The organism is Xanthomonas sp. NCPPB 1826, assembly GCF_056725285.1.
Genome location: NZ_CM161521.1, coordinates 4,168,398 through 4,181,682 on the forward strand (window position 1 = coordinate 4,168,398; position 13,285 = coordinate 4,181,682).

Sequence of the window (13,285 nt, forward strand, 5' to 3'; positions counted from 1 at the left end):
GCGGGATTGGCGGTGCGGCTTGCCTCGACAAGCCACCCACCACATCGCTCCTGCCTCGACGCACAGGCCTGGCCCGGCGCGGGATTGCCGCAGCGCGACGTTGCCCGATCGCCTGCGCCGGCTATGCTCGCGGCATGACCTCGTCCCCTTCACCGCGCAGCGCGCGACCGCCCGCCCTGGTGGTCTGGCGCCTGCTGGCCCTGTGCTACGACGCCTGGCCGGTCCTGGCGCTGTGGATGCTGATCTCCGCCGCGTTCACGCTGGGCTTTACGCTTGCCGGGCACCCGGCCCGCGAAAACATCGCCCCCTTCAGCGGCTGGCAATGGCTGTTGTGGCTGTGCTGCTGGATCGCCGCCGGGGTGTACGCCACCGTCAGCTGGCGACGAGGTGGCCAGACCCTGGGCATGCGCCCGTGGCGGTTGTCGCTGGTCGGCCCGCAAGCCACCTGGCGCGCGCTCTGGATCCGCTATGCCGTCGGCACGCTGTCGCTGGCCCTGGCTGGCGTAGGGTTCTGGTGGGCCTGGCTGGACCGCGACCGCCTGGCCTGGCACGACCGCGCCAGCGGCACCCGGCTGCAGCGCACGCCGAAGCGCTGAAACGCTTAGACCGGCCTCTTGCCGATCTCTACACCAGGCGCCGCCACAGTGCGGCCGTCATGCGACGTACTGACCGCCCGCACGAACGAAGCGGCAAGCGCTGCTTAGAACAGGCAGAACACGGTTCCGAACACGCTGAACCGACGCATCTGCGTCAGCTACTGCGCCGTCGGAACAGCCACGCCGACACGCCCAGCATCACCATCGGCGGCAGCGCGTAGGCGATGCGGTAATCCAGCTTGAGTGCGCCGGCCATGCGGCCGAAGAACAGCTGCAGCAGCCAGAACCCCAGCGCGAACAGGATGCCCAGAAACAGCCGCTTGCCCAGGCCGCCGCTACGCAGCGAACCGAACGAGAACGGAATCGCCGCCAGGCACAGCGCCAGGACGTTCAGCGGATAGAACCAGCGGCTCCAGTACTGGTCTTCGTAGTCGCGTGCGTCCAGGCCGTTGCGGCGGCGGTACTCGATGCTCTGTTCCAGGTCGCGCGCGGACAGGTTGCGCGGCTTGGCCAGACCGGCCGCCAGCGCCGCCGGGCTGAGCTGGGATTGCCACGGCAGCTCGGGGAAGGTTTCGCGCTGCACCGAGCGTTCCTGGAAGGTGTCGCGACGCACCTGGCGCAGCGTCCAGGTCCCATTACGGTTCTCGGCCAGCGCCGCGTAGGTCAGCTGCTGCATGCGGCCGCTGGCATCGAGGTGGTACAGCCGCACATCGTGCAGGTCCAGCGCGGTGCCGCCGCCATCGAGCAGCTTTTCTTCACCGCTGAGCGCGTTGAGGAAGGTGTCGCCCTCGCGCGCCCACAGGCCGGAATAGCGCGAGCCGGCCATATTGCTGTTGTAGCGGGCGCTGGTCTTGAGGGTATCGGCCTGGTTCTGGGCCCACGGCCCCACTGTCTCGCCACTGATCACCATGGTGGCGGTCAGCAGCGCCATGGCCGCCACCACCGAGGCCGACATGCGCTTGCGCGACACCCCCAGCGCGCGCAGCGCGGTGAGCTCGGACGTTGCCGCCAGCTGGCCCAGGCCCATCAAGGCGCCGATCACCGCCGCGGTGGGAAACAAGGTGTAGGCCCGGCGCGGCACGGTATAGGCCACATAGGCCACCGCATGGCCAAAGCTGTAACTGCCCTGGCCGATGTTCTTGGCCTCACTGGCGAAGGCGTTGACCAGGTCCAGGCCCAGCAGCACCGCCCATGTCAGCAGCACGGTGAACAACACCGCGCGCCCGATGTACCAGTCATGCACCCGCGGCATCAGCCTCATGCGCGCACCCTCGGCCGACGCACGCGGCCATCGCGCGCATACGCCCAGATCGCCACCGCCAGCAGCGGCAGGGTCAGCCACCACAGACCGAGCGCGGCCGGCGTCTTGCCATTGGCGATCCACTGGGTGCCGACGATCATCAGATTGGTGCCCACCATGTACGCCAGGAAGGCCAGCATGATCCGGCCATACCGCTGCTGCCGCGGCGCGCTGCGCGACAGCGGCAGGGTCAGCAGCGCGAAGGCCAGCGCCAGCAGCGGCGGCGCCAGGCGCTCATGCAGCTGCGCGCGCGCGGCCGGGCGCTGGTCCGACAGCAACTGCGTGGTCCACATCACTTCCGGATCGTTGGCATCGTGCACCTGGGTCCGGTCGGGCAAGGCCACATCGTTGCTGGCGAACTTCATCAGGCGGTAGTCCAGGGTGTTGCCGGCGGCCGGGCCCTCGATGCGGTAACCGTCCTCCAGGCGCAGATAACGGTCGGCCTTGCCTTCGAAGAACATCGCGCCGCGGTCGGCGGTGACCACATCGATGCGGTCGTCCTTCTGGCGCTGCATGAAGACCTTGCCCAGGCCCTTGCCGTCGGCCGAGATCGTGGTCAGGTAGACCACCCCGCCACCGGACAGCGGGGTGAACTTGCCCGACTCCAGGCCGGCCATCACGATGCTGCGGTTGGCGTCTTCCAGCATGGTCTCGGCGGTGCGGCTGGCCCAGGGGCCCAGCCACAGCGAGCACAGCCCGATCACCACCACCACCGGCACCACCAGCATCAGCATCGGCCGCAACATGCGCCGCGGGCCCACACCGATGGCGGTGATGACGGCCATTTCTGAATCGCGGTACAGCCGCGCCAGTGCCAATAACAGCCCCAGCATCAGCGCCAGCGGCAGGATGATCGGCAGATACGCCACGAATTGCAGGCCCACCTGAGACAGCAGCAAGCGAGCAGGGATGCGGCCATCGGCGATATTGCCGAGGATATCCACCAGCACACCGCCGACGCTGACGACCAGCAGCACGATCAAGGTGGCCAGGAAGCTCTGGGTGAAATCGCTAAGCAGGTATCGATCGAGCTTCGGCATGGGGTGGGCTTGTTTTAAACTCTCGGATTCGTTCGCGGCGGCGCCAGCCTAGTCCGGTTGGCGTAAACAGCCCGCGATTGTACGGATTTGCCTACGGAATCTGATCAATGGCCCTGCAATTCACCCTGAACCAAGACGCGCCGGCAAGCGCCGCCGTCGACTGCATCGTGGTTGGCGTGTTCGCCGACAAGACCCTGTCGCCCGGTGCCCAGGCACTCGATAGCGCCAGCCAGGGCCGTCTGACGGCCCTGGTGGCACGTGGCGATGTGGCTGCCAAGACCGGCAGCACCAGCCTGCTGCACGACCTGCCCGGCGTCGCCGCTCCGCGCGTGCTGGTGGTCGGCCTGGGCGAAGCCGGCAAGTTCGGCGTGGCGCCGTATCTCAAGGCGGTGGGCGACGCGACCCGCGCGCTGAAGACCGGCCCGGTCGGCACCGCCCTGCTCACCCTGACCGAATTGCCGGTCAAGGCGCGCGACAGCGCCTGGAACATCCGCCAGGCCATCATCGTCAGCGACCACGCCGCTTACCGTTACACCGCCACGCTGGGCAAGAAGAAGGTCGACGAGACCGGCCTGACCACGCTGGCGATCGCCGGCGACGACGCCCGCGCACTGGCCGTGGGCGTGGCCACCGCCGAGGGCGTGGAATTCGCCCGCGAGCTGGGCAACCTGCCGCCGAACTACTGCACCCCGGCCTATCTGGCCGAAACCGCCGCCGCGTTCGCCGGCAAGTTCCCCGGCGCCGAGGCCGAGATCCTGGACGAGACGCAGATGGAGTCGCTCGGCATGGGCTCGCTGCTGTCGGTGGCGCGTGGCTCGGCCAACCGCCCGCGGCTGATCGTGCTGAAGTGGAACGGCGGCGGCGACGCGCGTCCGTACGTGCTGGTCGGCAAGGGCATCACCTTCGACACCGGCGGCGTCAACCTCAAGACGCAGGGCGGCATCGAGGAAATGAAGTACGACATGTGCGGCGGCGCCAACGTCATCGGCACCTTCGTGGCCACGGTCAAGGCCGAGCTGCCGATCAACCTGGTGGTGGTGGTACCGGCAGTGGAAAACGCCATCGACGGCAATGCGTACCGCCCCTCCGATGTGATCACCAGCATGTCCGGCAAGACCATCGAGGTCGGCAACACCGACGCCGAAGGCCGCCTGATCCTTTGCGATGCGCTGACCTACGCCGAGCGCTTCAACCCCGAAGCATTGGTGGACGTGGCCACGCTGACCGGCGCCTGCATGGTGGCGCTCGGCCACCAGACCGCCGGCCTGATGAGCAAGCACGACGACCTGGCCAACGAACTGCTGGCCGCCGGCGAGCACGTGTTCGACCGCGCCTGGCGCCTGCCGCTGTGGGACGAGTACCAGGGCCTGCTGGATTCCACCTTCGCCGACGTCTACAACATCGGCGGCCGCTGGGGCGGCGCGATCACCGCCGGCTGCTTCCTGTCGCGCTTCACCGAGAACCAGCGCTGGGCGCATCTGGACATCGCCGGCGTCGCCAGCGACGAAGGCAAGCGCGGCATGGCCACCGGCCGCCCGGTGGGGCTGCTGACCCAGTGGTTGCTGGATCGCGCCGCAAGCGGCGCGGCGTGATTGGGGAATGGAGATTCGGGATGCGTGCAAAGCGCATGCATCCCGCCGTCCGTAGCAGTGTGCGGACGGCCATGACCTGCCGTTGCCAATCCCGAATCCCCCTCAACGAATCCCTGCCCTGATGCCCCGTGCCGACTTTTACCTGATCGCCAAACCGCGCTTCCTCAACGAACCGCTGCGGCTGGTCTGCGAGCTGGCGCGCAAGGCCAACGACGCCAACCTGTCCACGCTGATCCTGGCGCGCGACGCCGCGCAGGCCGAGGCATTGGACGATCTGCTGTGGGCATTCGACGACGAGGCCTACATCCCGCACCAGATCGCCGGCACCGACGAGGAAGACGAACTGGCGCCGGTGCTGATCGCCTCGCCGGAGTTCGATGCTCCCTCGCGCCCGCTGGTAATCAACCTGCGCGACGACCCCTACCTGGGCGCCTGCGACCGCGTACTGGAAGTCGTCCCGGCCGACCCCGCCGCCCGCGAACCGCTGCGCGAGCGCTGGAAGCAGTACAAGGCCCTGGGCCTGGAACTGACCAAATACGACATGTGAGAGGGGCGGGGATTGGGGAGTTGGGATTGGGGATTGGCAAAAGCAGGTTTTTTGCGCACCCCGAGGCTGCATCCAACGACGACTTCCGAATAGCTGATCCTCGCTCCGCCGCACACCGCTGATGTTGATGAGTGGATTGCCAGTGCTTCTCGCCGGCCCCATGACGCAACCAATCCCGAATCCCGAACAACGAATCGCCGCCTCTCTATGACCACCCTCGCCTCCAGCTACGAACCCTCTTCCTTCGAATCGCGCCTATACGCGCAGTGGGAGGCGGCCGGTTATTTCGTGCCGTCCGGCAAGGGTGAGCCGTATACCGTGCTGCTGCCGCCGCCGAATGTGACCGGGACGCTGCACATGGGCCATGCGTTCCAGCAGACACTGATGGATGCGTTGGTGCGCTATCACCGCATGCGCGGCTTCGACACGCTGTGGCAGGTGGGCACCGACCATGCCGGCATCGCCACCGAGATGGTGGTGTCGCGCAACCTGGCCCTGGAAGGCAACGGTGAAACGCGCGACTCGCTCGGGCGCGAGGGCTTCATCGCCAAGGTGTGGGAATGGAAGGCCGAGTCCGGCGACACCATCGAGCGCCAGATGCGCCGGCTGGGCACCTCCAGCGACTGGTCGCGCAGCACCTTCACCATGGACCCGCAGCCGTCGGCTGCGGTCAACGAAGCCTTCGTGCGCTGGTACGAGCAGGGCCTGATCTATCGCGGCCAGCGCCTGGTCAACTGGGACCCGGTGCTGAAGACCGCGATCTCCGACCTGGAAGTGGAAAACGTCGAAGAAGACGGCTTCCTGTGGTCGATCCGCTATCCGCTGGCCGATGGCGTGACCTACGAGCACGTCGAGCACGATGCCGACGGCGTCGAGACGCTGCGCGAAACCCGCGATTACCTGGTGGTCGCCACCACGCGCCCGGAAACCATGCTGGGCGATACCGCAGTGATGGTGCATCCGGAAGATCCGCGCTACGCCACGCTGCACAGCGCCCGCATCGTGCTGCCGCTGACCGGCCGGCAGGTGCCAGTGATCACCGACGATTATGTCGACCGCGCCTTCGGCACCGGCGTGGTCAAGGTCACGCCTGCGCATGACTTCAACGATTACCAGGTGGGCGTGCGACATGACCTGCCGCTGATCAATCTGTTCACCGTCACCGCCACCATCAACGAGGATGCGCCGGAGCGCTATCGCGGCCTGGATCGTTATGACGCCCGCAAGCTGGTGCTGTCGGAACTGGAAGACTTGGGCGTATTGGTCGAAACCAAGCCACACAAGCTGCAGGTGCCGCGCGGCGATCGCACCGGCCAGGTGATCGAGCCCTATCTGACCGACCAGTGGTTCGTGAAGATGGACGCGCTGGCCAGGCGCGGCCTGGAGCTGGTCGAAAGCGGCCAGGTCAAGTTCGTGCCGCCGAACTGGATCAACACCTATCGCCACTGGATGGAGAACATCCAGGACTGGTGCATCAGCCGTCAGCTGTGGTGGGGCCATCGCATCCCGGCGTGGTTCGACGAGGCAGGCAAGTGCTATGTCGGCCATGACGAAGCCGAGGTGCGCGCGAAACATGGCCTGGGTGCGGACGTCGCGCTGCATCAGGACAGCGATGTGCTGGAAACCTGGTTCTCCTCGCAACTGTGGCCGTTCTCCACGCTGGGCTGGCCGGATGCGAACGCGATGGCCGAGCGCGGCTTCGAGCGCTACCTGCCGTCGTCGGTGCTGGTCACCGGCTTCGACATCATCTTCTTCTGGGTGGCGCGCATGATCATGGCCACCGACAGCTTCACCGGCCAGGTGCCATTCCGCGATGTCTACATCACCGGCCTGATCCGCGATGCACAGGGCCAGAAGATGTCCAAGTCCAAGGGCAACGTGCTCGATCCGCTGGACATCATCGACGGCATCAGCATCGAAGACCTGGTGGCCAAGCGCACCAACGGGCTGATGCAGCCGCGCATGGCCGAGAAGATCGAGAAAGCCACGCGTAAGGAATTCCCGGACGGCATCATCGCCCACGGTGCCGACGCGCTGCGCTTCACCATCGCCGCACTCGCCACGCATGGCCGCGACATCAAGTTCGATCTCGGCCGCGCCGAAGGCTACAAGAACTTCTGCAACAAGCTGTGGAACGCCACGCGCTTTGTGCTGATGAACACCGAAGGCGCGCGCTTTGCCGGCGTGCCGCAACCGCGCACCGAAGCCGAGCAATGGATTCTGGCGCGCCTGGACAAGGTCACTGCGGAAACCCACGCGCACTACGCCAACTACCGCTTCGATCTGCTCGCGCAATCGCTGTACGAGTTCGCCTGGAATGCGTTCTGCGACTGGTTCGTCGAACTGGCCAAGCCCGCGCTCAATGGCCAGGACAGCGAAGCTGCCGCCAGCACGCGGCACACCCTGCTCTACGTGCTCGAAGCGCTGCTGCGCCTGCTGCACCCGCTCACCCCATTCGTCACCGAAGAACTGTGGCAGCAGGTCGCACCGCGCCTGGGCATCACCGCCGCCACGATCTCGCTGCAGGCATTCCCGCAGGCCGGCGATATCGATACCGCCAGCTACGCCGGCGCAGAGGCCGATGTCGAATGGCTGAAGTCGATGGTGTCGGCACTGCGTCGTGTGCGCAGCGAGTTGAACGTGCCGCCGTCCAAGCAGGTGCGCCTGCTGCTGCAGGCCGGCACTGCCGACGATCGCGCCCGTGTTGGCCGCTTTGCCTCGCAGCTGTCGTTCCTGCTCAAGCTCGAAGCGATCGACTGGCTGGAGGCCGGCCAGGACACGCCGCCGTCGGCCACGGCCATCGTCGGTGAGCTGACCCTGCTGGTGCCGCTGGAAGGCCTGGTCGACATGGATGCCGAACGCACGCGCCTGGACAAGGAGATCAAGCGCGTGGAAGGCGAGATCGGCAAGTGCAATGGCAAGCTGGGCAACGCCACCTTCGTGCAGAACGCACCGGCCGTCGTCGTCGAGCAGGAGCGCGCGCGCCTGAACGACTGGACCACGCAACTGACCGGCCTGCGCGAACAGCGCGCCAAGATCTAGCGCCGCCAACACGCACAACGCCCGCACTGATGCGGGCGTTGCGGGAAAACGTGCAACGCTGCACGCATCGCAGCGTTGCCTGTGGCAGACGCGTTACAGCTTGCCTGCGCCGGCCTTGGCCTTGACGTCTGCAGCCACCTTGTTGGCGGCCAGCAGGCTATAGGTATACGGCGGCTTCCAGCCGATGTTGCTGTTCCACGAGCAGTTCAGCGCCTTGCCGTTGATCAGCGAACCCTGGTCGCGATACACGCTGCCCTTGTAGTCGCCGGCGATCTTGTCGCAGCTGCTCACGCCGCTGATGTCGAACGCATTGTTCTCCGAGAAGATCTTCGACTCCTTGCCCACACCGTGCGCGTGCGAGAACGGATAGACCTTATTGCTGGTGCTGCCGACGTGGTAGTTGTTGTACAGGTGCACCTGGCCGAAACGCACACGCGGCGCGCGTGCCGAGATGTTCTCGAACAAGGTGTTGTGGATGGTCACCTTGAGCTTGCCGCTGTCGGTGCTGGAGGCGCTGTCGCTGGAGCCGATCAGGCTGTTCTTCTCGTGCGACTTGAACGCCGAGTAGGAGATGGTGACGAAGTTGGCACCCTTCTTGACGTCCATCGCACCGTCGTGATGCTGCTTGGGGCGGCCGTTGGCGGTGCCGTTCTGGTCGTCGGTGCGGCGACCGTCGGTGAAGGTGACATGGTCCACCCAGACGTTGGTGGCCGCCTCCACGGTCAGACCGTCATATTCAGAATTCCAGTTGCCGTTATCGCCGTCGTCGGCATCCCACTTCGGCTCCGGATCCCATGGATTTTCGATGGTGAGATTGCGCACGATGACGTCGTTGGCCTTGATGTAGAAATAGCCCTCGCGGATTTCCGCATTGGTACCGAGGCCGATCAACGTGGTTTTGGTCGGGATGTCCAACCGCGCACGGGTCTTCATGTCCGAGGTCTTGGTATAAGCCTTGCCTTCGCTGATGTCGATGACGCCCTTGACCTTGATGATGCGGCCGTTGCTGCCCGCCTTGGCTTTCAACGCGGCCTTCAACTGCGCTGCCGTGCTGACGGTGTAGATGTCCGCCGCCGCGGCTTTGGAACCGCCCTTGGTTCCGCCGTTCTGGGTGGCCCAACCGGTGGTGGCCACGTCCAGCGACGGATCTGCAGCGTAGGCCGCAGGAGACAACAACGCAGCACCCAGAACGACGCCCACAACGGTACGACCAACGACTGTCGATGCTTTCGACATGGTGATGAATTCTCTTGGATGAGTAACGCGATGGCGCGCCGCATGAGACGACGCGCTCCCCGATGCAATCGCCCAGGCCATCAAGGCCAGTCCCCTAGCGAACGCGACTCGACCCTAATGCTTATGAAAAGTATTGAATAGTCTGTTTCTGAAAATTATTTTCCTGCTTGCGTCTACTCCGCATGCAGTGCACACACGCAAATGCAGCACCCGTCTTGCGGGCGCTGCATTCGGCGTTGCGGTGGTAACGCTTACAGCTTGCCGGCGCCGGCCTTGGCCTTGACGTCCGCAGCGACCTTGTCGGCCGACAGCAGGCTATAGGTGTACGGCGGGGTCCAGCCGATGTTGCTATTCCACGAGCAAGTCAGCGCCTTGCCGTTGAGCAGCGAGCCCTGGTCGCGGTACACGCTGCCGCCGTAATCGGCCGCAATCTTGTCGCAGCTGCTCACCCCACTGATGTCGAACACGTTGCGCTCGGAGAAGATCTTGGACTCCTTGCCCACGCCATGCGCGTGCGAGAACGGGTAGACCTTATTGCTGGTGCTACCGACGTGGTAGTTGTTGTACAGATGCACCTGACCGAAACGCACACGCGGTGCCCGCGCGGAAATGTTCTCGAACAAGGTGTTGTGGATGGTCACCTTGAGCTTGCCGCTGTCGGTGCTGGAGGCGCTGTCGCTGGAGCCGATCAGGTCGTTCTTCTCGTGCGACTTGAACGCCGAGTAGGAAATGGTGACGAAGTTGGCGCCCTTCTTGACGTCCATCGCGCCGTCGTGATGCTGCTTGGGGCGACCGTTGGCGGTGCCGTTCTGATCGTCGGTGCGGCGGCCGTCGGTGAAGGTGACATGGTCCACCCACACATTGGTTGCGCCCTCGACCGTGAGGCCGTCGTACTCGGAATTCCAGTTGCCGGCGCTGCCGTCATCCGGATCCCAGACCGGCTCCGGATCCCAGGGATTTTCGATGGTGAGGTTGCGGATGATGACGTCATTGGCCTTGACGTAGAAGTAGCCTTCGCGGATCTCCGCGTTGCTGGTGATGCCGATCAGCGTGGTCTTGGTCGGGATATCCAACCGCGCGCGGGTTTTCATGTCCGAGGTCTTGGTATACGGCGTGCCCTCGCTGATATCGATGATGCCGCTGATCTTGATGATGCGCCCGTTGCTGCCCACGCTGGCCTTCAGCGCGTTCTTCAGCTCGGCGGCAGTCTTGACCGTGTAGATGTTGGCAGCGGCCGCCTTGGAGCCGCCCTTGGTCCCCCCGTTCTGTGTTGCCCAACCAGTGGTTGCAACTTCCAGTGCAGGATCGGCGCAGGCAACGCCAACGACCAGCAACGACCCGACAAACAGCGACGCGGCGGCCGCCGTTGAAAATTTCGGCTTCATCTTGATGTCTCCCTCGGATGGGTTCGATGCGCCGCGCGGCGGCACACTCCTCGTCTAGCAGGCGCGGAACATACTTTTCATCTCTGTAATGTTCAGTTCCGCGGCACCGATACTAGGAGCATCGCAATGGCTTGTATCTAGCCGATGCATCGATGTGCACGCGCAGTCACGCAAACGGTTGCGGGACACGCAAGAGAAGACAAAACGCTGCAATCAAGACACGCAGAGACAGGCGTAAGGACACTGCAGCGCAGCATGATCCGCATCGCAATGCAGACGGACACAGGTCCAGCACGGTGTGCCGCCACGATCACATGCCTGCATGTTTTTTTGACGCGTACAGCGGCTGCAATGCGATGGATCGCCATCGTGCGGTATCGCGCACGTCTGGACGCAATTGATCACGCCGCTGAAAACATCAAATGCAAGATGGCGAAATAATCACCATGACGCACGCAAGCGCGTCATGGCAGATGACGGCGCGCAGGCGGCCGACCCAAACGCTGCGATGGAGGAAAAGTGCGGCCTGTTGCGATCGATTGCAGCGACATGCAAGGCTCAGGTCACGGTGCGCGATTGCCTGATTACCCGAGCGTATTTCGTAACGACAAAGCCGCATGCTGCGAACCGAAAGCTCCGGAGCGGTCGTCTGACCGTGACCCAAGAGCAGACTGGCGTCTCCAGGTCGTGAGCCCCTTCAACAGGGCAACCGCGCGGCAGGTATCAGGTGTATGCGCGCGGTTCAAGCAGCACGCGCGAAACCACTCCCATCAGCTACCGCCGATGGCGCTCAGGAAAACCCTTCGAAGGACAACTCGATCGCCATCACCAACGCATCTTCGCGACCGGTGTTGGAGGGGTAGTAGCGTGGGCGCCGTCCGATTTCATTGAAACCTTCGGAGTGATACAGCGCAATCGCCGACGGGTTGGACGGGCGTACTTCCAGAAACGCGCGACGCGCGCCGCGATCGCAGGCACCCTTGATCAGCGCGCGCAACAGCACCCGGCCATGCCCCTGCGATTGCGCCTCCGGTGCGATGCAGACATTGAGCACGTGCGCCTCGTCAGCGGCGATGCTGATCACCCCGTAGCCAATGACCTGCCCGCCCTGCTCCATCACCCAGCCCGGATAGCCGGCCTGCAGGCAGTCGCGAAAGATGCTGCGCGTCCACGGGAACGGATAGGCGCGGTGTTCGATCTCCATCACCACATCCAGATCGCTCTCGCGCATGGCGCGCAGCGAGGTGGGCAGCGGCACGTTCAAGGCGCTCATGCCGGATCCCGACGCCGCCGCAGCGCACGCAGTTGCGGCCACAGCGCGCGCTTGGCTGCCGGATTGCCACGTAACTCGGCCAGCGGCCAGGACGCCATCAACGCCTGGGTATTCGGATCGCCCGGATTGCAGCCGGAGGCGCGCAGCAATGCCATCTGCAGGCGATCGGGCATGCCGACCCGGCTGCGCCGTTGCGGCGCCGTCGAAGCCGCAGTCGTGACCGCCTGCGGCACGTCGGCCGGTGCGGCCGGTGCGCTGCGACGCACCACAGGCGGTGCCGCAGGCGCCGGCGTTGGCAGCGCGCGCTCCACGCGCGGCGGTGCCGCCGCCGGCGCACGCTCGCTCGTCTCGTCAGGCGCCGCCGCCACGTCCACGCTGTCGCGGTCCAGATACACCGTGTGCCCCAACGCCTGCAGGTACGACACCTGCAAATCGGACCACATCGGCTCGGAGGCCAATTGACTCATGGCAGCTCGGGCGTGCGCCGCCAGCGCCGCCACAGCCACATTACCGGGCCGGACAGCGCATACAGCACGCCAATCACCAGCAGCGAACGCGCCAGATCGATCACCAGCAACGCGATCACCACCGTGGCGATCGCCAGTGCCAGGAACGGCACACGGTCGGCGCGCGGACCACGCGCGCCGCCCTTGAAACTCCAGAACCGGATCCGGCTGACCATCAGCAAGGCCGCTACCACGGTGACCGCAAGCGCCAGGTAACGCAGCTGCTCGCCATCAAAGCCCAGGCTGTCGTCGGCAAACGCCCACACGAAGGACATCATCAGGCCGGCAGCCGCCGGGCTGGCCAAACCGATAAACCAGCGCTTGTCGACCACACCCACCTGCGTATTGAAGCGTGCCAGCCGCAGCGCCGCGCAGGCCGCATACAGAAACGCGGCCGACCAGCCGACCCGGCCCATCACGTTGCTGTCGTACTTCAATGCCGACAGCGACCAGTGGTACATCACCAGCGCCGGGGCCATGCCGAAGCTGACCAGATCGGCCAGCGAGTCGTACTGCACGCCGAATTCGCTGCTGGTATTGGTCAGGCGCGCGACCCGGCCGTCCAGCCCGTCCATCACCGCGGCCACGAACACCGCCATGGCGGCCTGGACGAATTGCCCATTGGCGGCGGCGATGATGGCGTAGAAACCGGAAAACAGCCCGGCGGTGGTGAACAGGTTCGGCAGCAGGTAAATCGTGCGCGAGCGCGGGGGCGGTCTCATCTCATCCATCCGGCAAGTGTAGGGCCTGAGGTCCGTCCGGCGGTAG

General features: G+C 65.2%; 11 protein-coding genes. 4 read left to right on the plus strand and 7 right to left on the minus strand.

Features of this window, described 5'->3' with window-relative positions:
* Window positions 1-134 precede the first annotated feature (134 nt).
* Window positions 135-596: an RDD family protein gene (locus AC1PLA_RS17400; protein ID WP_104570687.1), complete on the plus strand. Its 462-nt coding sequence runs from the start codon at window positions 135-137 to the stop codon at window positions 594-596.
* A 154-nt stretch (window positions 597-750) separates the two neighbouring features.
* On the opposite strand, the gene lptG is transcribed toward AC1PLA_RS17400, so the two are convergent.
* A complete protein-coding gene (lptG, locus tag AC1PLA_RS17405) occupies window positions 751-1,857 on the minus strand; it encodes an LPS export ABC transporter permease LptG (RefSeq protein WP_104570688.1) in 1,107 nt (368 codons plus the stop codon).
* Window positions 1,854-2,936, minus strand: coding sequence for an LPS export ABC transporter permease LptF (gene lptF, locus AC1PLA_RS17410; RefSeq protein ID WP_024939128.1), 1,083 nt, complete (start codon window positions 2,934-2,936; stop codon window positions 1,854-1,856). The genes lptG and lptF overlap by 4 nt, the downstream gene beginning before the upstream one ends.
* A 107-nt stretch (window positions 2,937-3,043) precedes the next feature.
* Here lptF and AC1PLA_RS17415 point away from each other — a divergent pair, with 107 nt between their 5' ends.
* The 3 genes from AC1PLA_RS17415 to AC1PLA_RS17425 all read left to right on the plus strand — a co-directional run bounded on the left by AC1PLA_RS17415 (window position 3,044) and on the right by AC1PLA_RS17425 (window position 8,117).
* Complete coding sequence (locus tag AC1PLA_RS17415; protein WP_481105031.1) at window positions 3,044-4,528, plus strand: leucyl aminopeptidase; 1,485 nt, start codon at window positions 3,044-3,046, stop codon at window positions 4,526-4,528.
* Between the two features lie 121 nt (window positions 4,529-4,649).
* Window positions 4,650-5,075, plus strand: a complete 426-nt coding sequence (locus tag AC1PLA_RS17420) for a DNA polymerase III subunit chi (RefSeq protein WP_047127277.1) — start codon at window positions 4,650-4,652, stop codon at window positions 5,073-5,075.
* 207 nt (window positions 5,076-5,282) lie between these two features.
* Complete coding sequence (locus AC1PLA_RS17425) at window positions 5,283-8,117, plus strand: valine--tRNA ligase (RefSeq protein ID WP_481105032.1); 2,835 nt, start codon at window positions 5,283-5,285, stop codon at window positions 8,115-8,117.
* Window positions 8,118-8,210: 93 nt separating this feature from the next.
* On the opposite strand, the gene AC1PLA_RS17430 is transcribed toward AC1PLA_RS17425, so the two are convergent.
* From AC1PLA_RS17430 to pssA, 5 genes are all read right to left on the minus strand, one after another.
* Window positions 8,211-9,353 carry a pectate lyase family protein gene (locus AC1PLA_RS17430; protein ID WP_102583500.1) on the minus strand — a complete coding sequence of 381 codons (1,143 nt, stop codon included), beginning with the start codon at window positions 9,351-9,353 and terminating at the stop codon, window positions 8,211-8,213.
* 251 nt (window positions 9,354-9,604) lie between these two features.
* Window positions 9,605-10,738: a pectate lyase family protein gene (locus AC1PLA_RS17435; RefSeq protein WP_039518897.1), complete on the minus strand. Its 1,134-nt coding sequence runs from the start codon at window positions 10,736-10,738 to the stop codon at window positions 9,605-9,607.
* Window positions 10,739-11,528: 790 nt separating this feature from the next.
* Complete coding sequence (gene rimI / locus AC1PLA_RS17440) at window positions 11,529-12,011, minus strand: ribosomal protein S18-alanine N-acetyltransferase (protein WP_024939133.1); 483 nt, start codon at window positions 12,009-12,011, stop codon at window positions 11,529-11,531.
* Complete coding sequence (locus AC1PLA_RS17445; RefSeq protein WP_102251254.1) at window positions 12,008-12,478, minus strand: alanine acetyltransferase; 471 nt, start codon at window positions 12,476-12,478, stop codon at window positions 12,008-12,010. The genes rimI and AC1PLA_RS17445 overlap by 4 nt, the downstream gene beginning before the upstream one ends.
* Window positions 12,475-13,248 (minus strand): CDP-diacylglycerol--serine O-phosphatidyltransferase, encoded by a 774-nt coding sequence (gene pssA / locus AC1PLA_RS17450; RefSeq protein ID WP_016902892.1) that lies wholly within the window; start codon window positions 13,246-13,248, stop codon window positions 12,475-12,477. Before pssA ends, AC1PLA_RS17445 begins: the two co-directional genes overlap by 4 nt.
* Window positions 13,249-13,285: the final 37 nt, after the last annotated feature.

What these genes read in the sequence shown, in the direction of transcription:
- AC1PLA_RS17415 (WP_481105031.1), top strand. Translation starts at nt 3,044, where the DNA reads ATGGCCCTGCAATTCACCCTGAACCAAGACGCGCCGGCAAGCGCCGCC.
- lptG (WP_104570688.1), bottom strand. Translation starts at nt 1,857, where the DNA reads ATGAGGCTGATGCCGCGGGTGCATGACTGGTACATCGGGCGCGCGGTG.
- AC1PLA_RS17435 (WP_039518897.1), bottom strand. Translation starts at nt 10,738, where the DNA reads ATGAAGCCGAAATTTTCAACGGCGGCCGCCGCGTCGCTGTTTGTCGGG.
- AC1PLA_RS17420 (WP_047127277.1), top strand. Translation starts at nt 4,650, where the DNA reads ATGCCCCGTGCCGACTTTTACCTGATCGCCAAACCGCGCTTCCTCAAC.
- AC1PLA_RS17400 (WP_104570687.1), top strand. Translation starts at nt 135, where the DNA reads ATGACCTCGTCCCCTTCACCGCGCAGCGCGCGACCGCCCGCCCTGGTG.
- pssA (WP_016902892.1), bottom strand. Translation starts at nt 13,248, where the DNA reads ATGGATGAGATGAGACCGCCCCCGCGCTCGCGCACGATTTACCTGCTG.
- rimI (WP_024939133.1), bottom strand. Translation starts at nt 12,011, where the DNA reads ATGAGCGCCTTGAACGTGCCGCTGCCCACCTCGCTGCGCGCCATGCGC.
- AC1PLA_RS17430 (WP_102583500.1), bottom strand. Translation starts at nt 9,353, where the DNA reads ATGTCGAAAGCATCGACAGTCGTTGGTCGTACCGTTGTGGGCGTCGTT.
- AC1PLA_RS17425 (WP_481105032.1), top strand. Translation starts at nt 5,283, where the DNA reads ATGACCACCCTCGCCTCCAGCTACGAACCCTCTTCCTTCGAATCGCGC.
- AC1PLA_RS17445 (WP_102251254.1), bottom strand. Translation starts at nt 12,478, where the DNA reads ATGAGTCAATTGGCCTCCGAGCCGATGTGGTCCGATTTGCAGGTGTCG.
- lptF (WP_024939128.1), bottom strand. Translation starts at nt 2,936, where the DNA reads ATGCCGAAGCTCGATCGATACCTGCTTAGCGATTTCACCCAGAGCTTC.